We start from the raw sequence: 25,912 nt of genomic DNA, 5'->3' as shown, positions 1-25,912 counted from the left end.
TCTGCAGGCTTTTCATATTGTTGTTTGGCCTGTAAATTAAAAGACATTTTAATCAATCTTTATGCTGTCAATTGCTTTCTCCATAGCATGTTCCTTTACTCCCGGCACTTTTAACCCTTCAGCACGGAATACCGTCAGATCCGTCATACCTAGAAAGCCAAGAAAAGCATTCAAATAAGGAGCAACAAAGTCGTTGGCTTTACCAGGTCCTTCTGAATAAACGCCACCGGAAGACATGGCCACATACACTTTTTTTCCTGTTACCTTTCCAACAGGACCATTTTCTCCATACCCAAAAGTGATTCCGGCCCTGGTAATATGATCAATCCAGGCCTTTAGCGATGTATGGATGGTAAAGTTGTACAGCGGCGCACCAATTACGATGATATCTGCTGCCATTAACTGTTTAACCACCTCGTCAGAAAAGCGAATGGATTCTTTTTCTTCTTCGGTCAGCTGATCTCCGGGAATAAAGAATGTACGAAGCACAGTGGGGTTAAGATGTGGAATGTCGATATCGACCAGGTTTAATTCTTCAAGTGTACTGCCAGGATACTTTTCCTGAATTTTTTCAATGATAGCCTGACCCAGCTTAATGCTGTACGATCCTTTACCTTGTAGGCTTGAGATTAAATGAAGGATGCGTTTCATAAAAATTACGTATTTAACAATATGACCAATTTTAAATTCCGAGATCACCCGATTTCCTTTTGTGTTACCAATGAAAGGTTTCTTTGGCTCGAATTATCAAAGGCAAAATTATGGCTGCCAGGTAGTCGGAAGTTCGGACTTACCTGAAGGGAAGCGGTTACATTGAGGTAATGTAATTACCTTTGGGGCTATGGAAATGATAATAAATGAGCCGCTTCCAGGCAAGGAAGAATGCGCAGGCTCGCTCAAAAACGTCCTCGATGCGTTGTATGTTCTTAATGGAAAATGGAGACTGGCTTTGATACTGTCTCTGGTGCAGTCATCAAAGCGCTTTAACGAGATTCAGCATGAACTCACTGGCATCTCCTCCAGGATATTAGCTAAAGAGCTAAAAGATCTGGAATTGAATGACTTTATCACACGAAAAGTATATCCGACTACCCCGGTAACTATCATTTATGAAGCCACCGGGTATAGCCGGACATTAAAAAATGTGATAGGTGAACTAAGTGCCTGGGGCGGACAGCACAGGGAAAAAATTAAGCAAAGCATGCGGAAACAATCCTTCCTGCATGTCTAATGCTTAAGTTCAGCTATACGTACTACTAAATCGGCCAACCGGTTAGAATATCCAAACTCGTTATCATACCAGCCCACCACCTTAACTAAATCGCCTACAATGGAGGTCAGTAAAGCATCGAAAGTGCAGGAGTAAGGACTATCAATAATATCTACAGATACAATAGGGGCCTCAGTATACTTCAGCACTCCTTTCATGAAAGTGTCAGCGGCTTCTTTAAACCTGGCATTAATTTCATCTACACTTTGGGGCTGTTTCTTCAGGATACAGGTAAAATCGGTAAGCGAACCATTTAAAACAGGCACACGTATACCTGCCCCTCCCATTTTGCCGGCTAAATGCGGGAATATAGTGGTGATTGCTTTGGCAGCGCCGGTAGATGTAGGGATTATAGATGCCGATGCTGCACGCGCTCTGCGAAGATCTCTATGTGGTGCATCGTGCAGGTTCTGATCTCCGGTCATGGAATGCACGGTGGTAATATAGGCGTCTACGATCCCCCAGTTATCATCCAACACTTTTACCATAGGCGCTACATTGTTAGTAGTACACGAGGCATTGGACAATACAGGTGAGGTAAGATCTATTAAATGATCGTTCACCCCCAATACTACGGTAGGAATATCTTTATCCGGCGATGGCGCTGATACAATCACCTGTTTGGCGCCCGCCTGCAAATGCTGTTCCGCAGCGGCTTTAGATGTGAATTTACCGGTAGATTCAATCACTATATCAATCCCCAGCTCGGCCCACGGTAACTTTAATGGATCACGCTCTGCTAAAACACGGATTGATTTTCCATCGATAATCAGCGCATCCGCAGTAGCACTTACTTCGCCTTTGTATGGTCCATGTACAGAATCATAAGTGTAAAGGTGTGCCAATGTTGGCGTATCCGCCAGGTCATTTATTGCTATTACTTCAATTCCTTTTTTTTGCAATAACATGCGCAAACTTATTCTGCCAATACGCCCAAAACCATTAATCGCTATCCTCATGTTGATGTAGTTATAGCCGGTAAAATTATCTGATAATGCGCAAATAACAAAAGTTAACCTCATTGTTATTGCAACTGGAATGAAATAAGTTGCCAATTCTTTAATTTTACCGGCTATATCTTCTATCGGATTAACACAACACTACCTTGCTTAAAGAATATTTCCCCTCAATAAACCTTTGCCGTTGAATAAAATAGCCGTTTTAAGCGTCCGGAAATGAAATACAGGTATATAAATACATATAACTGATAAAGCCGGGCAAACAGGCTATTTAATACTTTTCATATTATTTTACTTTCCAGGTTCATAGGTAAGTTGCACAACACCCGATTTAAAAACGTTGGTTTCAATCAGCCTTAAACTGATTCTTTTTTTCAAGTCTTCAAACAATGGTTTACCAGTTCCCAGAACTACCGGATGCACTGATACTTTATATATATCAATAAGACCGGAGCTTATAAATGTCTTGATAAGACTTGCCCCACCATATAGCCAAATATCTTTACCTCCTTGCTGCTTGATTTCCGAAACCTGCTTAACCAGGTCAGAACTTATAAATGTAGCATTGCCATCTTGCCTGGTTTGACTTGAAAAAACAAATTTATTTTTTGAATGTATTCCTTGCCACATCTGTTTTTCGGCGGGAGGGGTAGTTGTATCAGGTTGGAAATTCCCCCAGGCGTCATAGCTCACTCTACCGTAAAATATTGTATCGATACTTGATATAAAACCACCAAAATCCATGTCATCATCCATAATGCACCAATCAACTTCTCCATTGGGCCCTTCAATAAATCCATCTAAGGTTACAGCTAAATTCAAAATTATTTTTCTCATTTGAAATACTTTTTAGCAAAAATAAATATCAGATCATGTTTATCTTTTGGAAAAAAGCGACAAAATTAAAATTGAGAAGGAGTAAACCCTGTGTGTTGCTTTATATCATTGGTAAGATGTGCGTGATCATAAAACCCACATTCAAAAGCTATATCTGATAAGCTTTTCTTTTGGCTCACATCGCTAATCATAGAAAAAGCTGACTGGAAGCGAATAATCTTTACATATTCCTTAGGAGTTAAACCAATTTGAGTTTTAAAGACACGCTCTAATTGCCTGACAGTTGTAAAGTTTCGCTTAGAAATTTCATAAATGCTTAAATTTCCTTTAGAAATATGAATATCACTTAAGACAGACTGGAGCGACTGATTGATACTTCTTTTCCTATCCAAAAAATATCCGTTGAGATAAGCATTGGGGGCATTATTTATCTTTCCAATATCAAATGAATGCCGCAAATCAAATTCAAAAGTATGATTAGTCAACTCATTTTGCGGTGCATAGTTATAAAATGACGAAAACGATGCCGGCTTTAGACACACTCCTAATAGATGTGTGTTCCCATCAATAAAACTATCCTTGAAAGAAGTCATTGCTCCTACCACGTATGTTTTTCCATGTTCCATAGTAGCTAACCCATTATCCGTTTTACAGGGTCCTCCCAGATTTATAACTACACCGGGACATCCATCAGGAAAAATTCGTTCCCATTGGTTGTCGCTATCATCGCCTTTTAACTCCCAAAAAGAATGGATATAGGCTGCTAATTCTACACAAGGTTTAGCCTCATTATGCGTCATTACTAAAACTAATTTGGTCGTTTATAATCTATGCGATTCTTTCCTTTTTTTAAGGCAGGCCGGTATTTTCTTGTACAACAGCCGATAAATCTCCTGATTAACAAGTTACATATAACGGTTGGGATTTTCCACCATGTCGGTATTTCATCAGTAACTTGACTTTTGTGTTTAAAATGAAAAAGCGACACAAAATCCATTATTGAATTTTGTGTCGCTTTGCTGCGTATGTGTAAAAAACCTTTACAACAGCTGCTGTAACAGCCCTGATAACTTTCATTACCTGGGCTTTAAAGTTTATTTACACTACTTTATAGTAATTTTCCCTACGGCCACTTTAGACTTACTCAACGCCCTGTCAGTTTTTCCAACCAGGTACATATCATTTCCAATAATAACTCCTAACCGGGGCATAGCAGTAGGAATGTCACTGTTGGAGAAAAATACCTTTCTGTCAACTTTTCCGGAAGTTTCGTCAATATTCAAGACGAAACAATCAGATTTAGAAAAGCGGTAAACCGACTTTGCTTTCTGGCCAGCCTGGGTAACGGAAATGTTTTTGCGGTTATCATTAAACAGCAATTGAATACTTCCATTCGCCTGAAGAGCGCCAAAGCCGGAATAAAAAGGTCTGCCCTGATCCCTGAAGTAACTCATGGTGACTAATGTTCCCCCGGAAGGTCCATTTGCGGAACCCACTACTATTTCTTCACGTTGTTTTTTAGGTACTATCTGTAACCATCCAATGTTGCCAGAAGCATCTACCTTACACATCATCAGGTCGCCTGAGAGGTAGATGGAGCTGGTGGTTGATCTCCACTGACCAGGCATATTATTAACACCGGAAGAATAAACCTGGGAAGTGGTTACATAATGATCGTACCGTTCGGCAAGAATAACAAGTCCGTTGTCAGCAGTATAAAAGATTTTCCGGAATTGCATGTACTTCGAAAAACCTTCTCCTTCCTCCTGCATTTTCTTCAGTTCCTCTTTCTTCTTTTTATCTTCCTTACTGTCTTCCTTATCGTCATCCTCATCAGTGTTGTCCTGATCGCCTGATAACATCGAATTGTTAATTTGCTTATCGCTGGTTGATACTACTTTCCCGTCCGCCACATTGATCCTTTGCACCAGTAATCCATCGATCGTTTTACCTTTTTTTACGTTGCTGTAAAATGCCGCCAGAACCAGGTCTTTATTTTTCTCCTGCACTAATTTGGTGTTGGAGAGCCATTTTCCATTGATACCTGTATTGACCTCCGCTTTCTGCTTTCCTTTGTCGTTGTAAATACGAATATTGTAGTTCGTAAAGTCCAGGAATTTCTCTTTTTTCTTTTTGCCTTCCTCATACTCATACATACGCCCTACCAGTACCACGTTACGATCATTCGTATATAAGACATCTTCCAGTTGATATTTTTTGGGCTCAAACTCATTCCGGATGATAAGAGGTTTGGCCGTAGCTTTGAGCTGCTGATCCAGCTCCTGGATCTTGTATTCGTTTCTTTCCGTTCCTTCCAGACTGCTTACAATCAGAATTTTTGTGCTATCCACATTGTAGTCAATCTTGAAATTAACATCATCACTCTTCTCATTTAGTTGAAAGACGGTCACCGTTTTCCAGTCTCCGGTGAGTTCCCCGGAATTCTTATCCACTGCAGAAGCATAAATAGTAAGCGTTTTATCCCGCTTGCTATAATCAGATGCAAACAGGAACAACTTATCCTGACAGGCAAAAAACTGTTCAAATTCTTTACCTCTCAATTCCTTGTTAAAGTCGTTGCGATAAACTTCCGCTAAATTCTTATCCACCTTTACGAGTGTACCGGATTCTCTGAAGCTGGCGCCAACTACAAAGTAACTTTTCATGGCCATATGGCCCTCCTGAAGATAAGCGCCGGTGTTGTCTGCAAATATTACTTTCAGATCAGTACTGCCTTTACGAAGCTTAAATTCATCCCCCCAGTTAATAGCCGTTTTTTGGGCCAGGGCAACAACGCCAGGAACTGTTAAGCACAGGAATAGGAAAACACGTTTCATTAAAACTATTTTTGGTATAAGGATCACAATAGTAAAACAATAGTATTTATGAATGCACTTTTTTGTTTAATAATAAACTCCTAAATCGTTTCAAAATTGCGCGGAAATGTCGCTGTTAAAGGATCTACACCGAAAGTTGTCATGTACAACCAATTTTTCCATCATGTTACCTGGTTTACTACTCAGCATGCACTTCACCAGGTGCCCAGCTACGATGGCGGCCAGTAAAGGCCCGTGTATCGTCTTCCTCTCATTTATTAGTGCCCTGAGTTTTGTGCAATGATCTGATTCTCAGTTTTTTTATTGGAATCTCTTGCAAAAAGTAACCATACCCTCAAATTGAGGTATCCCTGATTGTTTCATTTTCATGACCGCCTGTACAGGAAAATGAACCATTTTCCCATTTCAACGTTATTCCTCATCTAACTCGTCACATAACTGCCACACACAAACTCAAAGTGCCATGTCCACGAAACTACTCGTATGGAACCTCCAGGGTTTTACCATGAATAAGATGTCTCCTCAACTAAATGACTGGGTGTCCCTTGGAACCGGAGCCAAAAGAGTTAAGTACCAATACTCCGCGCAAAAAGTAAAGTACATTCTCTCCAATGTCGGGAAATATAAGCCTGATATATTTGCAGTAATAGAAGTAATAAGCGGCCAGGGCCCCAGAGGTAGCCTGATTAATACGAATGGTGAATTGGGATGCATTGAGTTATTAAAGCAGCTGAAAGTAAAAGATCCAAACTGGTATTTAATACCTCCTTTAAGATTGGTGAACAAGGTACAGGTAGATGAGAAAGACGGGTATGCCGAATTGGTCAGTGAAAAAAGTTATACAGAAGGGATCGCCATATTTTTCCTGGGTAACAAACTTGATTTTGTAGGGCCGTATATCTGGCCCCTGACAGACCCGAAAAATATTAATCCGGATACCGTCGCCCAACCAATAGGGCCTGCAGGCCCCTACCCGGGCGACTGGCAGAAGGGGTTGCCGCCTAACAATCACTTCGCAGGCCAGTATAAATTTCTCGGTAAAGACCTCAAAGAAATACAATTTCCCTCCATATCTTCCCGGTGTCCATTCCTCGTACAATTCAGAGAACAGAACAAACCAAAAAGACTGATTACTTTAATTACCCTGCACTTCCCGCCTAATAATACTTCAACGGAGGCATTCGCTAAACTGACATCGTATATTAAGGAGTATAAAATGGCGAAAGATGAAATAATGTTGGTGGCAGGTGATTTCAACATTAAAAAATCCTACTTGTACGGCCAGGGATTTGTAGGAGACGCAGGGCTTTTGGCCATGTTCACGAAGAAGACTTTCCCCAACGGCAGTACGATGAACATGTCTGCAAAGGAAGCTACACCAACTTGCTACTTAAAGCCAAATGAGCTTTTAGATAATGTCCTTTTCAGGCCCGGCTCTAAAGAATTAATTCCGCTGATGACGCTGGATGCACAAATTGCAAATAGAGTGGAGGAGGACTCCCTCTTGACGACACCAATGAGTGAAATAATGGACATTGACGATGAAGAAGAACGGGATGAAGTTTTCAGACATCCCCTGAATTTTGGATATCTCGGCCCCAGCCCKGGCACCAGCGATCATCTTGCGCTGTATGTAGAAATTTGAAGCACCCTTTTCCTATCCTTTAAATGAATTCCATGTCGTTAACAAGCATTGCTCAAACGCTGTATGACGAAGCGGTAAAAACCGGCATGATTGTATTAGACGATTCCCTGCTCAACAGCGGCTCCGCATTTGCCACCCTTGTGCGGGATGATCTGTTGCGAAGGGAGGGTAATATCCTGTTACAGGCAAATCCCGCAGATATTCCACAGCATCCGGGCGGCAATAGTTTTAGTTTTCCGGTCGCATTGCCGGTCAATGTCACTGATTCCTTTCTACATCTCATCGCTAATACTGCTACCGTTGTTTTTACACAAGTAGATGATGCCTGCCAGGTACAGCTAACAGTGAACTTAACACAAACAACGGCTGGTAGCAGCAACTGGGTATTCAGTAATAGTTTTCCCAGGTTATTGGGATGGCCGTTTGATTTCATGTCATTCGTAAACCCTCAGTTTATTTTTATTTATGGCAGCTTCGATCTGTCGCCAGGCACTTTCCAGGGTCTTAATTTTTATGCCGGTTTTACTTTAACGAATGTACTCGGACCAGTTGCGCAGTTATTAACCATGTTTGGTAATGGTTCACCTCAAACATCCGTTTTCCAGGGATTGATCACACAAACTAAAAATGGTCCTTTATTTAATCTGAACGGCGCAATTGAAGATATTCCCCCGCTTAACCTGCAGGCACTAACGGTGTCTCAACCAGTTGTTACAATGGGCATGAGTTACGAAACAGGACCAGATAACCAGGTCGCTCCCTGGGGAGAAATAATGCTGGCTGCTAACACCACTTTTGGAGATGGAAATGATGTATTGGAAGCTACTTTCATCCTGGATTATGATACTTCCAACACGAATATTACGTTGCTGATAGCACCTGCCCCGGGCTCCCTGGCCACCAGCATCAATCAGATGGGTGAATGGATGGCAGGTAAGAACTGGGACAAATTTTTCGAAAAATATCCTGCGAATATACTGCAACCATATCTGCAAACCTTCGGCATCCAGTCTTATGCACTCGATGTCAGCCTGGGAGATTTCTCCGTGATGAGTACCAGTCTGGCAGTAGGCACCCTGAGCGCCTGGGAGATCATTCCCAATAAGCTCGTCATGGATAACTTTTCCGTGATGTGGTTACTGATTGATCCGTTTGGGGAGTTTAGTAACTCAAATATTGCATTGGTCGGCAACCTCACCCTGTATGGTCAGAATGGTAAAAAAATCCTTTTTAAAGGAGATATCGAACTACCCGGACTTCAGCTGGCAATGGGCCTTTACACAGACGAGGAAATGACAGCGGCCGACTGGCTGCAAACTATCATATCTGCCTTTGGCGGAGGCACCATATCACCTGCCATCACCCAGGCGCTCTCTATATTCTCCATGCAATCCATGTTTTTTAATATGGATGTGCCGAATAAAACAATGGAGTACAATTTGAATGGCGCCATCGCCGTAGGCAGTGCGGCTGTTAATTTTAAAGTAACATTGATGATCGATATCAGCGATGGAATTAAATACGACATCACCGTCACTTTTATCCTGAACGATCGTGAAATAATAGGGGAAATCACCAATGATAATGATAAAAAAGACATCATCATTTCATGCACCTGGAAAGACGAGGTAAACACCGTGGGTTTACAGGTCCTGGCCGATGCCCTTGGATTTGATAACCTGGAAATACCGGCTGCTCTTGCGCTGGAGCTGAAAGCAGTAACCTTGTCCTATAACATCAGTTCCGGCATCTTCGCCATCGCTGCCGATGCAGCCGCATATGGCAAAGCAGACCTGCTGATATTTAAACCGGTGGACAGTGATCAATTCGTCTTTTTCGGAGGACTGAATATCGACAGGACCATTGATCTTTCCAATATTCCATTAATAGGAAAACCCTTGTCGGCCATAGAACGGGTACAGGTAGAACGCATGCAGGTGATGATCACTTCTGCTATCATCACCCAAAAACAGGTAGATGAACTGAACGGCATTATCAGCGATTTATCACAGCATCTGGGCGGCGCGCTGCCCACCATTCCTTCACAGGGAATGGCGTCTACTGTGGATCTTGAAATGAGTATTAATGTAGGTGGTTATATCATCCCGGTAAGCACCGGTGTTGGCGGGCAATCGGATTCCGGCCAGCCGCCTTCGCAAACCACTACCACCGGCAAACCTACCGGCAACGCCACCGTACCCGTTACCACCACCCCTGCAAAACAATCGGATGGCACTACCTGGCTGAATATACAAAAGGCAGTAGGCCCGCTGATGTTCCGCCGCATAGGTATCAAATTCGCCGATCCGGTGTTATGGTTCCTCCTGGATGCATCCTTCGAAGCAGGTGGGTTAACCATCGACCTGAATGGCGCCGGCATTGGTTCTCCATTGGATAGTTTTAGTCCGGACTTTACCATCAACGGCATTGGCATTGACTATAAAACAGCCGGATTTGAACTGGGCGGTACGTTGATGAAAATACCACCCACCGGAGATGTGGAATGGCAGTTTGCCGGTGGCGCCATAGCCCGCATCGCCAACTTCTCCTTATCTGCGATGGGCAGTTATGCCAATGTATATACAGATAGTACCCATACCACCACCAAACCTTCTATGTTCCTGTTTGCACAGGTAACAGGAACGTTGGGTGGTGTGCCTGCATTCTTTGTTACGGGCTTAGCCGCCGGTTTTGGCTACAACTCCGCCCTGCGTATACCCGGCCTCGGTGAACTCAATAATTTCCCATTGGTAGCAGGCGCACAGAATCCGGCGAAGATAGGTGGCAACAACGCTTCACCGGATGCAGCATTGAGCATATTAATGGGAACAAACGGTGGTACCCCCTGGATTAATGATAACATCGGGCAATACTGGTTGGCCGCGGGCCTGCAATTTACTTCGTTTGAACTGGTCTTTACCAACGCATTACTGATAGCGCAATTCGGCAATCATTTTCAGTTTGCATTATTAGGACTCTCCCGTGCGAGATTTCCTATTACCGGTCCTGTTACCTACGGCTATGTCGAGTTACAGATAGAGGTTGTGGTAGATCCCACCGAAGGCGTCATCGCCTTATCGGCGGTGTTGAGTGCTAATTCTTATGTGCTGGATCCATCCTGTAAACTCACCGGCGGTTTTGCTTTTTATGCCTGGTTCTCCCCCAGTGATCACGCAGGCGACTTCGTCATTACGGTGGGTGGCTATCATCCTGCTTTCGATCCTCCCAACTATTATCCGGCCATTGCCCGCGTAGGTTTCAGTTGGGCGATGGATGCAACCATCAGTATTACCGGCGCCGCCTATTTTGCATTAACTCCTGCGGCAATCATGGCCGGCGGTGAACTAAGCGTCACCTTCCAGGACGGTGATCTGAAAGCATGGTTCAAAGCCTGGGCAAATTTGCTGATCTACTGGAACCCATTCCATTTCGATGTAGCCATTGGAATCACTGTAGGCGCTTCTTACCGCATGAATCTACTGTTCACCCATGTGACCGTAGAAGCTTCGCTGGGAGCCATGTTGCACCTGTATGGCCCTGAAACGGGAGGCACCGTCAGGGTCAACTGGACGGTCATCTCCTTTACTATTTCTTTTGGCGCAAACTCCAGTGGCAATCCAGGCCCTATCAGCTGGAACGATTTCCTCCAACAGCTGCCTGCCGGTAATAGTGTGTTAAAGATCCTCCCAATCAATGGACTTGCTGCCAATGGTAATACAGATCTCAACAGCGGCGCGGCCTGGGTGGTAAGACCTTCCGCATTCAGTTTTTCTATCTCTTCTGCCCTGCCTAACTCCAGTCTGACGCTGAACTCCAATGGTACTATCCTGCAACAGGGCGATAATATTAACATCCGCGCCATGCAGGATAACCGCAAAAACGGTAACCCTGCCCAGGGAAAGAATTTGCCTTCCATCCTGAACCTCATCGTCCGCAAGGAAGGAGTGGAACTCAACGTTCTCGATGAAGCCAGCGCATGGCAGATCACAGCCAGAGAAGAAAACCTGCCTCGGGCAATGTGGGGAGTAGGACCGCAGGATCAGATGCCGGAAAAAGATCAGCAGTTGTTGTACCATCAGCTCACCGGTTACCAGCTCAACGCGCCGCCCACAATTTTTGGCGCTTCACCGGGTCAGATCGATGCAGTGAAAAATCTGACGGATGTCATTTTAATCGCCGGCGTGATGCCCGTCAACACACAGGAACAACCAGTGGGTATCCCAGCGGAGAAGGAAGATAATACGATCTCCATCATCAGCCAGGATATCGCGTCCAAAGATACCACGGCTATACGCAATGCCTTGTTTGATACCCTGCAGCAATTAGGAATTGATGCAGGCACAAATGATAGTATGTTACAATACGCCACGGATGCACCCAGCATTTTTTCCGCCATTCCATTGATCATTAAAACCACCAGCTATGCATAAGGTAACCGATATCGATGGACTGGGATACCTGCAATTCTACGACAATGAATTACCGGGTTTACCCGCAGGGCATTACGAAGTAGAAGTCAGTATCTCCCTGCCTGCTGCAGATACCGATAACTATCAGCAATCCAATAAACAGGCATTTGATGTACAGGCGCCGCAATTCAGTATCGATACACAGGAGATCCATGCGATGTTTCCAGGCAATAATGCCAATGGAGATTTCAGCCAGGTGCTGCCGGTGATCAGCTTCCTGAACACCACCCTGCCCTGGGAGCGACTGATTACAAAAGACAATACCATTCCCTGGATGGCCTTACTGGTGTTCAGTGAAAATGAACTCAACATTAACCCGCAGACCAAGTCACCAGTGGTGACCACCACCGTAGCAGAATTACTGCGTCCCACAGACGGGATTTTAAAACCAATGATCGACCGCACCTTCTTATCCGATGATATATTATCCGGTGCGGTGAACACCATCATTATTTCTACCGCGGTATTTCAGGCAGTAACACCACGATTAAACGAGCTGTCTACCTTAGCACGCTGGAGCATCATTGATCCTACCAGTCAGGCGATCAATAATGAACAACTCAATAATAGTTTCGCAGAAGTGATGGCCAACAGGTTCCCGCAATCCAGTAATATCAGCGATGGCGCAGGCGCTATGAACTATGTACAGCTGGTTTCTCTGGAAGGCCTAACAGACTATCTGACAGACGATCCTGAGTGGCCGGTGCAAATAGCTGCGGTGCAGTTGGTAAGCCTGGCTTCCTGGAGTTTTACCAGTGCCGTGCAACCGGGCCAGACTTTCGCAGAATTGGCCACCGCGCTCATCACATCCGCCGGTGATAATCCAGATAATTTACTACTGCGCATTCCTGTTATGGAAGATGGGAGTGCTGCCGCCAATCGTATCAATGATGGATACACTGCTTTAAGTTACCAGACCATCACCGGCACGGCTAGTTTTTGCTGGTATCGTGGTCCGTTTACGCCATTCCCTGCAGTGCGTTTACCGGGTGATATCATCGGGTATCTGCAACCTGCCGCTGCTATGATCTACGATGAGCCCACGGGTATTTTCGATAACAGCTATAGCGCCGCATGGACCATAGGCAGGGCCATGGCATTGGCAGATCCCGTGTTGGTGGGTACCTTACAGCAGATGAGAAATAAGGTCATTCAACTGAATGCGCGGATCATTGAACGATCTTTCATGCCGCATTTGTCGCATATACGGGATGCCGCCGGTTTAATAATGCCGGGTATCTCCAGGAAGTTGTTCCTGGAAAAATTACCGCAGCTACAAAACGACCTGGCGCTCGCCTTTGATGCACCTTTAAAAACCGCTCCCCTATCTTCCAGAAATACAAATGCACTTTTCCCCGCTGCAACTATCCCTATTGATCCGGCAGAAAAATTTACCTGGTTCCTGCAGCAACCGTCCATACAGGAAGTAATCGCCGCACAACTGGAGGAAGAGATCACACCCGCCGCCGGTTGGCTGGCTAAGTTAGCATTACTGGAAGGCGTACCATTTAATCACCTGGTACCGGATCAGCGCATGTTACCGGTGGAAAGTGTCCGCTTCTTTTTTATAGATGACAACTGGATTGAAATGTTGCTGCAGGGCGCACTCAGCGCAGGCATCTTCAGTAAAACAGATCAGCAGATCCATCAATGGCTGGCGCCCATATTGCTGACACGCATAAAACAAAAAGCGGCTAAACGAAGAAAAGAATTATTGAAAGTAAAAACGGAAGATGATATGTCGCCCGCATTGCCTGTAGCTGGTATGATCCTCCGGTCCGCATTGCTGACCAGCTGGCCATCTATCCAGGTAGAAGCGACAAAAAAAGAGGAAAAAGTAGACATCGCGCGTATGGAAAATCTCGCCCCTAATATGCTCTTGCTGTTATGGAAAGATATACCGGAACAGGTAACCATCAGTCAACCTGATCAGGGATTAAGTTATGGAGTAGAAGATAACTGGAAGATCGCATTACGCAGTCTTGATAGCAGCAACTTAGGTGCGCCACTGCAGTTGCCTTTGTTCCCCGGAACAGGAGATCTCCGGCAGTTCATGCGCCCGGTAACCAACGATATCGGCAAACTGGTGCTGAACCTAGTGCCACAAAACGAAAATGATAATAGTTGCCTCATCCCGGCTTTGACAACCGCCCTGTCGCAAACCTCCTCCTTAACGTCTTCTCAATTCACCATCGAGATGGTGAAAACGCCGGAACAAATTATATTCAACGCATCCCTCACGGGTAAAAAAAATAACCATGAACTTTAATAACCCATTACTCGTGCCGATTGATGCAAAAGCATTCGTGGTAAACAGAAACGTATTATCCTTAACAGGCATCAATATTAAGCAATGGCAATACGCCTACCCTGCCCTGAAAACATATTCCTCACCGGAACCAAAAGCATTTACAGGAGGGGTGATCATACCACAAACCGGCATTGTGGTGCACTGGACCCTACCCGATATTATCAGGAATGGAACACAGGGAGATGATGGGACCATGAATTTTCCGCTGGTGCCCAATCGCTGGCTGGTGGTGCGTTATAGCGGCCCTCTGTCTAATCGTAAAACCACCGCATGGGTAGTGGAAAGTGATGCGCTGGGTAATAACGATCCAATCACCGGCGGTTCGCCATTTCTGAATCCAGACACAGATCAGATCGAAATAACTTTTGTGGGACAGGTAGTGCCGCTGGATGCCTATGAGGAAACATCTCCTCCTCCATCACTATTTCTCACCGCTGTTGCTCCCGGCAATAATATGTTTGCGTCTTATCAGCCTTATTGCTGGAATGTATTCAGCATTTTTGATCCATTGGATAATGTACCATCTACGGATGATATCAGTTATTTTGTGGGCGGATGGTATAGCGATCCCGCGGCAGATATCACCGGTAGCTGGCAGGATGGAAGCAGCTTTCAGACATTCATGGACGATGCCGGCTGGCAGTTGGCAATACCTGCTGATGAGGTGGCCAGCTGGAGCATCTACCAGGGATTTGTATGGGGCATTAAATGGGATATCAACGGACCTGCACCTACCAACATCCCGGACGGAAGTCAGGTGAAAGTGGCGATAGGCAATACCGCCGCCGATGCATTAGCTGCCATGATCAATCATCAAACCACTGATCAAACTTACACAAACCTCATCGATGCTTTCCAGCAGGCGCTATTGCCATTGTTAGATCAGCCCAATTCGTCCATTGAAATACAACAACAATTAAAAGCAGCTGCTTATGGATATACCTACGGCGGATATGGCTGGGATATTGTGAATGCTGCTACTTCCGGTGATATAGCCCCGGCGCTGGATCCGGCGGAAGCAATAAAGGAAGCGGAATGGCTGGCTGCTTTAAACCAGGCACAGGTAACATATGAGCAGGCACTTATTGTGTTGAATAACCTGCAGTATGATCTTTTTCAAACCTGGTGGAAATATAATTTTGCGGTCACCAACAAGCTGATCAACCCTTATCCACAAGGCACTTCCAAACAACAGTTCCAGGATGCACTGAACCCCAATCTCCCATCCAGTTTGATATCGAAGGTTTACCAGCAGTTGCAGGAGGTAGCACAATTGCAAACGGCCATTCCTTTTGGTGTTACGCAGGAAGAGCTGCAGGCCGCTATACTGAACTATGCGGCGGGCAAAGATCTGCCGGATACAAGAACGTTGAAACAATATGCAAAGCGCCCGTTTGCCCACGCATATGATCCGGTAGTATTGTTACAGGGGATAAAAAATGATTTGCCTTTGTCTCCCACAGAACCGCTGGTATGCCGCTTCATGAGCCAGCTCGTAACAGGCATCAGTTATAATGGCGAAGATATTACCGTGGAAATGCTGCAAAACACCATTCCCATTCCTCCAGATATCAATCGGGTACCGTCACAGATGGAAAATCTGTTGCAGGAATGTTTTTTCTTAGATCCCCTCAACGCTACTATGATCACACAGGCTGCGCTGGGTACCACTGATCCCGCTACTATTGACGCAGTGTACCAGGATATGCTGGACGGAAAAAATGTACTGGGCATTTGTCCTGATCTTTCTTTAACCGCCTGGACACAACCCTGGCAGCCATTGGTGATGTTATGGGATATCAATTGGTATCCCATCAACCACGATAATGGTGGACAGCCTTTATGGAGTTTTGATGGTAACGAGTATACCTGGGATGGAGAAGGTTTTGATCCGCTAAGTAAAACAGAAGAGTATCAGGGGATGATCTTCATGACCCCACAAGCCTCCTTTAATTTCCGCGCGCAATTGCAAAGAATGATCGATGAATATCCCAACAATGCTTATCTCCCTGAGCTGAATGATTTTATTTCCCAGGTAGATGGATGGGACTTTCTTTCCCAGTCTTTTGTGGGCCTTACACCTTATATGAAACTGCGTGTACCTACACCGAATGTATCACCCAGCGTAGACAAAAAGGAATATTTTGATCATATCACGATGCAGGATCTCGTTGGCAACAATGCCAACTATGTTCCTTTCCCTGGAAGCCCTCAGCCACCAAGGTTTGGCGACTTTGGCCCTTCCGGTTTTCAACCCTGGAGAGCAGGACAGTTCACCGTGCAACGCCTCTCTATTGTCGATAAATTTGGACAGATCTGTGATGTAACTACCTTGCAGAGCAGCCTGAAAACAGGCCCTATCCTGGCGCCGGCATTAACACCGCAACACGCAGTGTTACCCGATGAAAGTTATCGTTTTGGACAGTTGTCACCGCGACTGCTGCAACCTGCCAGGCTAAACCTGGATTTTGTGGCGGCAGATAGTGATGCGCATATCTTAGGACTCACGCCCGGTACTAATCCCATATGTGCATGGCTGCTGCATAATTTCCTGGATCAGAGTATTGCCTGTTATGATGCCCCGGGAAATATCATCGGCGCGGTGAGCCTGGTGTATAATGAACAGGCGCAGCGGGTGGTCCATTGGCAACCTGCGGTGGGCAGTATATATCAAACCATCACGGATCTGATCAATACACCTGCTTTGAATCACCTGGGCCTGATGCTGCAAAATATGCAACAGATAGGAGCAGCCGCCTTTACCGCTATGTTAGCCACACTGGATAAAGCAGCCATCAATATTGATGGAGCACATACTTCTACAGATACCAGCCTGATGTTATTAGCGGGAAAACCGGTGGCAATGGTGCGACTGCGGGTACAGTTTGAACTGAATGCCGTCATAGATACCGATCCATCCTGGCGCTTCACTTTTCAACCGGACATCAGCCTGGTGCCTACCTGGAAATTCAATGTCCGTTTGGGTGAAACGGTACAACGCACAGATGGATTGATCGGCTATTTTATTGGTGCCGGTTATGATGTTTTTTATACCGACAGTGTTCCGGGCGGAACACTGTCCGGTAGCTATATACAGGCCATTGGTAATGGTGATTCCCTGAAACTGTCTTTCGATGATGAGCCTGCGTTTCTCAGTCTGCTGATGGATCCGCGTACCCTCGTGCATGCTACCACTGGTATACTACCGGTAATCGATGTAGCTATTCCGCAGGAATTTGTTACGCCTGCATTTGCCAACATGGACCTTAGCTTTCACATAGGACCTTTATTGAGTGTACTGGTCAGTCCTGCTGTTCCGGCGCCTGATACAGATAATGCGGCCATTGTATTTCCGCCGCCCGCACTAAAGAAAGGCACCTGGAGCTGGCAGCAATTATCTGCTGATCAATGGCGCATGTATAACATAACACCGGCAGATGGCACTGCGCAGTTTAGTAACGTTCCACTTGTAATAAGGGAAGGCCTCCTGACTTTAAAGGGTGCGGTGACGAAGTGATACCTGATTTTTCACCTATAAAAAATATCGTCATGAAAGCACCCGACTTAAAAAGCACATTGCTTGATTACGCCATCAACACTACCCCTGATCCGTTGCAAGCCAGTCCCCAGAATGGTAACCCGGTGTATGCGGCACTCGTCCTGGTAGTATCCAACGGCAGTGACAGGGCTATAAGTTTAGACAGTTTAAGGGTAACCATCCCGCCGGAGCTGACAGATCACCTGGAATCAATCTTGTACAACGCTGATCCGCAGCGGGTCTGGAGTATTACCCCCGCCAGCCCGGGCGTATTCAACATTACACCCGTTTCCGGTAAACCGGTGACCATTACCACGGAGGGCATTGTGTTTCAATTTTTCAATATCCGCGTTAATGAACAGGTAGGTACGGTGCAAATCGGGATCACAGAACTAGCTGCTACGGACGAGGCAGGGTTAAAAGACCGTAATCTGAATATCCCCCTCACCAAATTCCCTTATGGTTTTTTCTTCAGCAACTTCACGCCACAGGTGCCTTTAGTGCAGGAGGATCAAACGGTCACGCTTACCTGGGAAGGCTCTAACCAGGCGAAATACATCATGTATTATAACGATAAAGAGGAAGATGTTACCAATGTACGCAAGTGGACTTCTCCGCCATTAACAGGTGATATTACTTTCCTGTTACGCGCAGTAGTGGTCTCCCAGGGAGAAACGGTGATAAAAGATCTCACTACTACCGTCATTGTTGCCAACCCGCAGATCCAGGCATCATCGCTGCAGGTAAATGGTCTTACCAATTTAATGGGAGGTGTAAAGCTGGGAACACCAACTGCTTCACTCACCGTATTAGGTCTCAGTAATCTAACAGGAGGAGCTGTCATTGGAAAGGATATCAATTCCCAGACATCCGTGAAAGGTTCACTGAACATAGGTTCAAATGGAAGCCTGAATGTTTACGGACCATTTTATTCGAACGTTATGGCAAGGTTCGACTCACTGACTGTAAGTAGGACTGCTTACATAAATGACCTGCGAATTACCGGCAGATCTGGCAATTGGAACATCATTGTGAATGAGGAGGATGCGCTGGTTTTTTCGTTCGGGGATAAACCTCTCTTAATGCTTTCCGGAAACGGGGTCATCACGTCAATGACATATGGCCCGGATAATAAGTTGCTAAAAACGCAGGTGCTCAATGGCTACAGTAGTGAAACGAATGCTACCAGGGTAGACGGTGAATAAATTGCACGCATTTTTTCATCTATAAAAAATATCGTCATGAAAACACCCGACTCAATAACCACATTGCTTGATTACGCCATTAACACTACGCCGGACCCGTTACAGGCCAGTCCTCAGAATGGTAATACGGTGTATGCGGCACTTATCCTGGTAGTATCCAACGGCGGTAACACCGCCGTTAGCCTGGAAAGCATACAGGTGACCATTCCACCGGATTTGACGGATAACCTGGAACCGATCCTGTACAATGCCGATCCGCAGCGGGTCTGGAGTATTACACCCGCCAGCCCGGGCGTATTCAATATTCTGCCCGTTTCTGGTAAGCCGGTGACTATCACTACGGAGGGCGTTGTGTTCCAGTTTTTCAATATTGCCGTTAGCCAGGTAGTAGGTACCGTGCAAATAGGTATCATTGAAACAGCTTCCTCTTCAGCTGCAGGATCAGACGACCGTTTTTTGAATATTCCCGTCACCAAATTCCCTTATGGCTTTTTCTTCAGCAACTTCACCCCGCAGATACCATTGGTACAGGATAATCAAACCGTTACACTTACCTGGGAAGGCTCCAGCCAGGCGAAATACGTGATGTATTACAACACTGAAGTGGAAGATGTTACCAATGTACGTAAGTGGACATCCAAACCCATTACGAATGATGTTACTTTCCTGTTACGTGCCATTGTGGTTTCCCAGGGAGAAACGGTGATAAAGGATCTTACCACTACCGTCATTGTTGCTAACCCGCAGATCCAGGCAGACACGCTGCAGGTGACCGGTAATGCGCAGTTGTTGGGAAATGTAAACCTGGGGGCACCAGGTACAACACTTAAAGTAACAGGTAACAGCAATCTGCCAGGGGATGTTACCATTGGAAAGGATATGGCTTCCCAGCTAACGTTGAATGCAAGAACAGTTGTAAATGGGGAAATCAATATTCTCGCACCATTAATTGTTGATGCCGCAACGAATTTTTTCTCATTAAAAGTAAGTAATAATATGGAAGTCCTGAATGCAACAATTTCCCATCTTACTGCTCCTAAGGTTTTAACTGATGTGCTTACGATAAGTGGTGCCTGGCAAATATCCATGGATAAGCAGAACGTTGCCTTGGTTTTTAGTTTGATGAATAGACCAATGGTGATTATTTCTCAGCACGGGGTTATTACGTCACTGACATATGGTCCGGATAATGAGTTGCTAAAAACGCAGGTGCTCAATGGTTAAGTAGCGGAACGGATGCTACCAGGGTGGGAAGGTGAATAAATAACACGCAATTTTTCACCTATAAAAAATATCATCATGAAAACACCCGACTCAACAACCACGTTGCTTGATTACGCCATTAACACTACGCCGGATCCGTTACAGGCCAGTCCTCCGGGTGGCAATACGGTGTATGCGGCACTTATCCTGGTAGTATCCAACAGCAGTAACGCCGCCGTTAGCCTGGAAAGCATACAGGTAACCATTCCACCGGATTTGACAGATCACCTGGAATCGATCTTGTACAATGCCGATCCGCAGCGGGTCTGGAGTATTACACCCGCCAGCCCGGGCGTATTCAATATTCTGCCCGTTTCTGGTAAGCCGGTGACTATCACTACGGAGGGCGTTGTGTTTCAGTTTTTCAACATCGCCGTTAGCCCGGTGGTGGGTACCGTACAAATAGGTATCATTGAAACAGCTTCTTCTTCAGTCGCAGGGTTAGACGACCGCTTTTTGAATATTCCCGTCACCAAATTTCCATACGGCTTTTTCTTCAGCAACTTCACGCCACAGATACCGCTGGTACAGGATAATCAAACGGTCACACTTACCTGGGAAGGTTCCAGCCAGGCGAAATACGTCCTGTATTACAACAATGAAGTGGTGGATGTTACCAACGTCCGTAAGTGGACAACTAAACCCATTACGAATGATGTTACATTCCTGTTACGCGCCGTATTGGTTTCCCTGGGAGAAACAGTGATAAAAGACCTTACCACCACTGTCATTGTTGCTACCCCGCAGATCCAGGCAGACACGCTGCAGGTAAGCGGTAATACGCAGTTGTTGGGAAATGTAAACCTGGGGGCCAACAGCAGTTCACAACTGAACGTTACAGGAGATGCTGTTATCAGTGGCAATGCGCAGTTGTCGGGAAATGCAAACCTGGGATCCGACAGTAGTTCCCGGCTGAACGTTAAAGGAGATACGGCTATCAGCGGCCGCCTGAATGCCAACAGCATTAATATCGCAGCAGACGGCCAGATCAATAACCTGAATGTCGAAAATATATTAACGGTAGATTATCTGGCAAAACTGAGATTGATTGACGCCGACACAGTTAATACCAACGCGCTGAAGGTGACGCAGTCTTTCATTACCAATATGGTTTGTGTGGGTCTGTGGTTTATTATTATGGATAATCAAGGTAACCTGGCATTTCAGTATTTGGCTGAAACTATTGTCTCCTTTTCATCGAACGGAAAAATCACTGTAACACCTTTCAATCCGTCCGATAGTACTGAAACTACTGCCGGAACGAAGAAAGATTAAAATGAAGAAGCGGCGGACAGCTTACTAACGCACCACAGGTACCAGTGAATCGTTTCAACGCTTCACAAGGATGTAAAGTAAAAAGCGATACAAAATCCAATCATGAATTTTGTATCGCTTTTTGCAGAAATTCAGAGGTCCGGTTGATTCCCTGATACCAATGTTAACGTTAATTCAACGCCAACCCAATCCGGGGGCCACATGCTCTAAAATAGAAGACAGTATATGTACATTGTAATCAACGCCTAATGTATTGGGTATCGTCAAAAGGATGGTATCTGCCTCCTGGATAGCTTCGTCCTCAGCTAACTCCTTTATGAGTTGATCTGGCTCTGCAGCATAGCTTCTTCCGAAAATGGCGCGTTTATCCGCTTCAATCATTCCGATTTTATCAACCTGATTGGTGTCCTTCCCAAAGAAATACCGATCCTGATCGTTTACCAATGCGAAAATAGACCGGCTCACCGAAACCCTCGGTTCACGATTGTGTCCCGCTTTTTTCCAGGCATCTTTGTACAACCTGATCTGCTCGGCTTGCTGTATATGGAAAGGTTTGCCGCTTTCATCAAACTTCAGCGTAGAACTTTGAAGGTACATTCCATTTTCAGCCGCCCAAACAGCCGTAGCATTAGAAGCGGCTCCCCACCAAATACGTTCCCGCAGTCCTTCGGAATATGGCTCCAGGCGTAGCAAGCCTGGTGGATTCGGAAACATCGGGTACGGATTAGGCTGGGCAAATCCAACACCCTTTAACTTATCCAGGAATTCCAACGCTTTGCGGCGTCCCATATCTGCGTCAGTTTCTCCTTCCGCCAGTTCATATCCAAAATAGCGCCACCCATCGATTACCTGTTCCGGCGACCCTCTGCTGATTCCCAATTGCAATCGCCCCTCCGAAATTAAATCCGCAGCTCCGGCATCTTCCACCATATACAGTGGATTTTCATAACGCATATCAATTACACCTGTTCCAATCTCTATTTTGCTTGTTTTGGCACCGATAGCCGAAAGCAAAGGAAATGGTGATGCCAACTGAGCGGCAAAATGATGCACACGAAAATAGGCGCCGTCTAAACCAATTTCTTCGGCAGCAACAGCCAAATCAATAGATTGAAGCAATGTGTCACTCCCTGTTCGGGTCTTATAGGCTGGATGGTCAGACCAATGCCCGAACGATAAAAATCCTATTTTCTTCATAACTTCTTTTTCGTACGGAAAAATAGTCCTTTATTATCTATTTTCTGGCTGCTAAAACAATTTCTTTCACAGGGTACCCCTTCAGGAATAAAATTAACAGTGCAGATATAAAACAAAAAGCCTTCAGATGTTATCTGAAGGCTTTCGTCTTTAAGTTACGGCCCGCTGCTATCACTGTTTCAGGTAATGAAGCGCTATACATCCTGATTTAAGCACCCGCGAGTCCGCTAGTGTTAAATGTAGCTGATGGGGAAGAATGGTACCATCTAACAACCGCCTCCCCTGACCCGCAATGACAGGATGAACAAGAAAATAATATTCATCCACCAGCCCAAGCCTTATCAATTCCCCAGGCAGACTCACACCACCAATTGAAATATTTTTTCCTGGTTCCTGCTTCAGTTGCAGGATTTCTGCTGCGAGGTGCTCACGAATAACCCTCGGGTTACCTTCAAAGTTGTCTGATGACCGGGAACAAACAACTTTCTCAATGGCGTCAAATGTTTGCGCAAATTCATTCATCGCTTTCGTCCCGGATTGTTTTTTTGCAAAGTCAGGCCAGAAAGGAACCATCAGCTCATACGTCTTACGTCCGTAGATGATCAGGTCAACATCCCGCATGAGGTCCGTGAAATACTCATGGATCTCTTCGCTGCCACTCATTTGGGTATGATCGCAGCAACCATCTGTAGTCAGATTGATACCATAGATTATATTTCTCATTGGATCGGTTTTAATCTTTGATTTTCCTATGCTGATTTGCTCAGATACAGGTCAAAAATAAAATAATGCATCCACCAAAATGAGGGCCATCCGCGACAAGAAAAGGGCCATTTAAGCCCAAAGCTGCGGCGTCATCTGATATAGATCATCTTACGATGATCCATCGCAACGGAGAGGGAGGGATTTTAATCGAACACCTGGTAGCATTTGGGGATAGTCTAAAATATCAGGCGCCTAAAAAGCCATGTTTTGTCGGAATTCACCCCCAAAGTTGTCGTTATCCCCCAGTGTCAAATCCTGAAACGGTTGTCATCTTTGTATGGTCAATAAGTTCAAACCAATTTAAATAACGTTTTATGAAAAAAGTATTTAAAAGATCTGATGTCCTCAAACAGGTATTAATAATTACTGCACTTTTTTTCACCGTATTTCAGTCTAACGGGCAACAGCTTTACCCTGCCGACAGTGGCTACGTACCTGTTAATGGCATTAAAGTTTATTACGAAGTATATGGTAAGGGCGAGCCTATCGTTTTACTGCACGGTGCCTTTATGACCATTGGAATGAACTGGGGACAATTAATACCTGAATTGTCAAAAACAAGAAAAGTAATTGCCATCGAATTACAGGGACATGGACACACACCGTTTTCAGACAGAAAATTAGACTATGCTACCCTGGCCAGTGATGTGGAAGGAGTAATGAATTACTTAAAAGTGGACAGTGCAGCCGTTACAGGTTATAGTTTTGGTGGCTGCGTGGCTTACCAGTTGGCCATACAAAGCCCTAAGCGGGTAACAAAATTAGTGATCATTTCATCTACTTATAAAACTAATGGCTGGATGCCCGAAGTAACTAATGCGTTTAAAAATATGAAGCCTGAATTATTTGCGAACAGTCCCATGAAAACAGCATATGATGCAGTAGCACCAGACAAAACAAAATGGACAAAGTTCCTGGAGCAGATGATTGCTTATAACCATGTAACATTCAACCTGGGTGAAACAAATATTGCGAAAATCGCTTCGCCTGTATTACTGATTTCGGGCGACAATGATGGCCTGGATAAAATTGAATTGATAAAAACATATCAGCTGCTGGGAGGTGCTATATGTGCTGATTTTGGAGCAATGCCAAAATCGCAACTGGCCATTGTTCCTGCACAGGGGCACGTTAGCCTGATGATGCAGACCAAAACAATATTGGGATATCTGGATAGTTTTTTAAAGTAACCATCATCATATCCTTTTTTCAATATGCTCTAAATGCCCATACACTCCCGTTTGCCATTCTCAAATCCCCATCTGACTATATAATGATGGGGGTTATTCTTCCTTAGAACATTAAGCGGAGGGGATATTATACTTATCCCTGTAGGCAATAGGTGTAAGATCGGTGATTTTCTTAAATGCATCCCGGAAACTCTGGGTATCGGTATATCCGACTGCCACCATTACCTCCGAAACAGACCTACGCCCTGTTTCCAAAAGTTTCTTAGCCGCTTCTATCTTGATGCGCTGTAGATACTCAGCAACCGTAAGATGGGTTGCCTTCAGGAACCTACGCTCAAAAGTTCTTTTTGCTATGTGATATTTTCCGGCCAGATCAGTAACGGTTATTTTGTCTGTAAAATTTTGTTCAATATAAGCCTGGATTTCCTTGATCAGTTCATCATCGTGCTTTTTAAACCCTTTAAACACTACAAACGGGGTTTGATTCACTTTGTTGATGTCCACTACGAAATGCTTGGCAACTTGTATGGCTGTCTGCCTGTCCGTAAACTTTTCTATAAGATATAAAAGCAGGCTCCAGTAGGCATTGTTGCCTCCACTTGAGTAAAGCCCTTTGTCAGCCGTAAAAATTTTATCCTCCACCAACTGAACTGCGGGGTAATAACTTCTAAATTCGTTCGCATAATCCCAGTGTGTGCTGCATTGCTTATTTTTAAGTATTCCACTAAAGGCCAGTAAAAATGCGCCTACACAAAAGCTGGCGACTTCTGCACCATTTTTATACTGATCGGCTATCCAGCCAGCATAATCCTTATTTAAATACGTTGCGCTAATCATATCGCCCGACATAGGCGGAATCACAATCAGATCATGTCGTTGCTCTTTATAAATCTGCCCATCCGGCCTGATGGTAAACAACCCATCGTTCAATTGCACATCCTCTCCCAGCCCAACCAGGGAAATCCTAAATAATTCAGGCTTCCCCATCTGTTTTAGTAAACTGTTGGTATACGTAAACACATCATGGGTATCGGTAATAGCTGCTAAAACCGCACGCTTTATTGTGAGTATAGATATCTGGATCATTCAGCAAAAATAGAAATTATAATTGTCGCATTCACCTTCTATAGTATGTCGCATTTACCCATCAC

The 25,912-nt window shown here is 44.9% G+C and carries 18 protein-coding genes; 10 read left to right on the top strand and 8 right to left on the bottom strand.

Features of this window, described 5'->3' with window-relative positions:
* Window positions 1–48 precede the first annotated feature (48 nt).
* Entirely contained in the window at window positions 49–651 is a 603-nt protein-coding gene (locus tag AC1DCV_RS31310) for an FMN-dependent NADH-azoreductase (protein WP_477026865.1), read from the bottom strand.
* Window positions 652–841: 190 nt separating this feature from the next.
* Here AC1DCV_RS31310 and AC1DCV_RS31305 point away from each other — a divergent pair, with 190 nt between their 5' ends.
* On the top strand, window positions 842–1,231 hold the full coding sequence (locus AC1DCV_RS31305; RefSeq protein WP_477026864.1) for a winged helix-turn-helix transcriptional regulator: 390 nt from the start codon (window positions 842–844) through the stop codon (window positions 1,229–1,231).
* Here AC1DCV_RS31305 and gap read toward each other — a convergent pair.
* The 4 genes from gap to AC1DCV_RS31285 all read right to left on the bottom strand — a co-directional run bounded on the left by gap (window position 1,228) and on the right by AC1DCV_RS31285 (window position 5,903).
* On the bottom strand, window positions 1,228–2,229 hold the full coding sequence (gene gap, locus AC1DCV_RS31300; RefSeq protein WP_477026863.1) for a type I glyceraldehyde-3-phosphate dehydrogenase: 1,002 nt from the start codon (window positions 2,227–2,229) through the stop codon (window positions 1,228–1,230). The genes AC1DCV_RS31305 and gap overlap by 4 nt on opposite strands.
* A 291-nt stretch (window positions 2,230–2,520) precedes the next feature.
* Window positions 2,521–3,066 (bottom strand): dihydrofolate reductase family protein, encoded by a 546-nt coding sequence (locus AC1DCV_RS31295; RefSeq protein ID WP_477026862.1) that lies wholly within the window; start codon window positions 3,064–3,066, stop codon window positions 2,521–2,523.
* A gap of 65 nt (window positions 3,067–3,131) precedes the next feature.
* Window positions 3,132–3,866: a DUF6597 domain-containing transcriptional factor gene (locus AC1DCV_RS31290; protein WP_477026861.1), complete on the bottom strand. Its 735-nt coding sequence runs from the start codon at window positions 3,864–3,866 to the stop codon at window positions 3,132–3,134.
* A gap of 303 nt (window positions 3,867–4,169) precedes the next feature.
* Entirely contained in the window at window positions 4,170–5,903 is a 1,734-nt protein-coding gene (locus AC1DCV_RS31285; RefSeq protein WP_477026860.1) for a hypothetical protein, read from the bottom strand.
* A 96-nt stretch (window positions 5,904–5,999) separates the two neighbouring features.
* Here AC1DCV_RS31285 and AC1DCV_RS31280 point away from each other — a divergent pair, with 96 nt between their 5' ends.
* From AC1DCV_RS31280 to AC1DCV_RS31245, 8 genes are all read left to right on the top strand, one after another.
* Window positions 6,000–6,131, top strand: a complete 132-nt coding sequence (locus tag AC1DCV_RS31280) for a hypothetical protein (protein WP_477026859.1) — start codon at window positions 6,000–6,002, stop codon at window positions 6,129–6,131.
* A 235-nt stretch (window positions 6,132–6,366) separates the two neighbouring features.
* Window positions 6,367–7,548 (top strand): exonuclease/endonuclease/phosphatase family protein, encoded by a 1,182-nt coding sequence (locus AC1DCV_RS31275; protein ID WP_477026858.1) that lies wholly within the window; start codon window positions 6,367–6,369, stop codon window positions 7,546–7,548.
* Between the two features lie 32 nt (window positions 7,549–7,580).
* Window positions 7,581–11,978 carry a DUF6603 domain-containing protein gene (locus AC1DCV_RS31270; protein WP_477026857.1) on the top strand — a complete coding sequence of 1,466 codons (4,398 nt, stop codon included), beginning with the start codon at window positions 7,581–7,583 and terminating at the stop codon, window positions 11,976–11,978.
* Window positions 11,971–14,286, top strand: a complete 2,316-nt coding sequence (locus AC1DCV_RS31265) for a hypothetical protein (RefSeq protein ID WP_477026856.1) — start codon at window positions 11,971–11,973, stop codon at window positions 14,284–14,286. The genes AC1DCV_RS31270 and AC1DCV_RS31265 overlap by 8 nt, the downstream gene beginning before the upstream one ends.
* Window positions 14,276–17,845, top strand: coding sequence for a hypothetical protein (locus AC1DCV_RS31260; protein WP_477026855.1), 3,570 nt, complete (start codon window positions 14,276–14,278; stop codon window positions 17,843–17,845). The genes AC1DCV_RS31265 and AC1DCV_RS31260 overlap by 11 nt, the downstream gene beginning before the upstream one ends.
* Window positions 17,846–17,877: 32 nt before the next feature.
* Entirely contained in the window at window positions 17,878–19,071 is a 1,194-nt protein-coding gene (locus tag AC1DCV_RS31255) for a hypothetical protein (protein WP_477026854.1), read from the top strand.
* A 36-nt stretch (window positions 19,072–19,107) separates the two neighbouring features.
* Complete coding sequence (locus AC1DCV_RS31250; protein WP_477026853.1) at window positions 19,108–20,295, top strand: hypothetical protein; 1,188 nt, start codon at window positions 19,108–19,110, stop codon at window positions 20,293–20,295.
* Between the two features lie 75 nt (window positions 20,296–20,370).
* The gene (locus AC1DCV_RS31245; RefSeq protein WP_477026852.1) at window positions 20,371–21,609 is read left to right on the top strand and encodes a hypothetical protein; all 1,239 of its coding nucleotides are present in this window, start codon (window positions 20,371–20,373) and stop codon (window positions 21,607–21,609) included.
* Window positions 21,610–21,783: 174 nt separating this feature from the next.
* On the opposite strand, the gene AC1DCV_RS31240 is transcribed toward AC1DCV_RS31245, so the two are convergent.
* A complete protein-coding gene (locus AC1DCV_RS31240) occupies window positions 21,784–22,806 on the bottom strand; it encodes an LLM class flavin-dependent oxidoreductase (protein ID WP_477026851.1) in 1,023 nt (340 codons plus the stop codon).
* 171 nt (window positions 22,807–22,977) lie between these two features.
* The gene (locus AC1DCV_RS31235; RefSeq protein ID WP_477026850.1) at window positions 22,978–23,529 is read right to left on the bottom strand and encodes a dihydrofolate reductase family protein; all 552 of its coding nucleotides are present in this window, start codon (window positions 23,527–23,529) and stop codon (window positions 22,978–22,980) included.
* A gap of 356 nt (window positions 23,530–23,885) precedes the next feature.
* Here AC1DCV_RS31235 and AC1DCV_RS31230 point away from each other — a divergent pair, with 356 nt between their 5' ends.
* Window positions 23,886–24,761: an alpha/beta fold hydrolase gene (locus AC1DCV_RS31230; protein WP_477026849.1), complete on the top strand. Its 876-nt coding sequence runs from the start codon at window positions 23,886–23,888 to the stop codon at window positions 24,759–24,761.
* 111 nt (window positions 24,762–24,872) lie between these two features.
* Here the strand turns inward: AC1DCV_RS31230 and AC1DCV_RS31225 are convergent, their stop codons facing one another.
* On the bottom strand, window positions 24,873–25,847 hold the full coding sequence (locus tag AC1DCV_RS31225) for a GlxA family transcriptional regulator (RefSeq protein ID WP_477026848.1): 975 nt from the start codon (window positions 25,845–25,847) through the stop codon (window positions 24,873–24,875).
* Window positions 25,848–25,912: the final 65 nt, after the last annotated feature.

The organism is Chitinophaga sp. 10T418, assembly GCF_056394125.1.
Note: the sequence above shows the minus strand (reverse complement) of the source record. Positions and strands in the feature narration are given on the sequence as shown.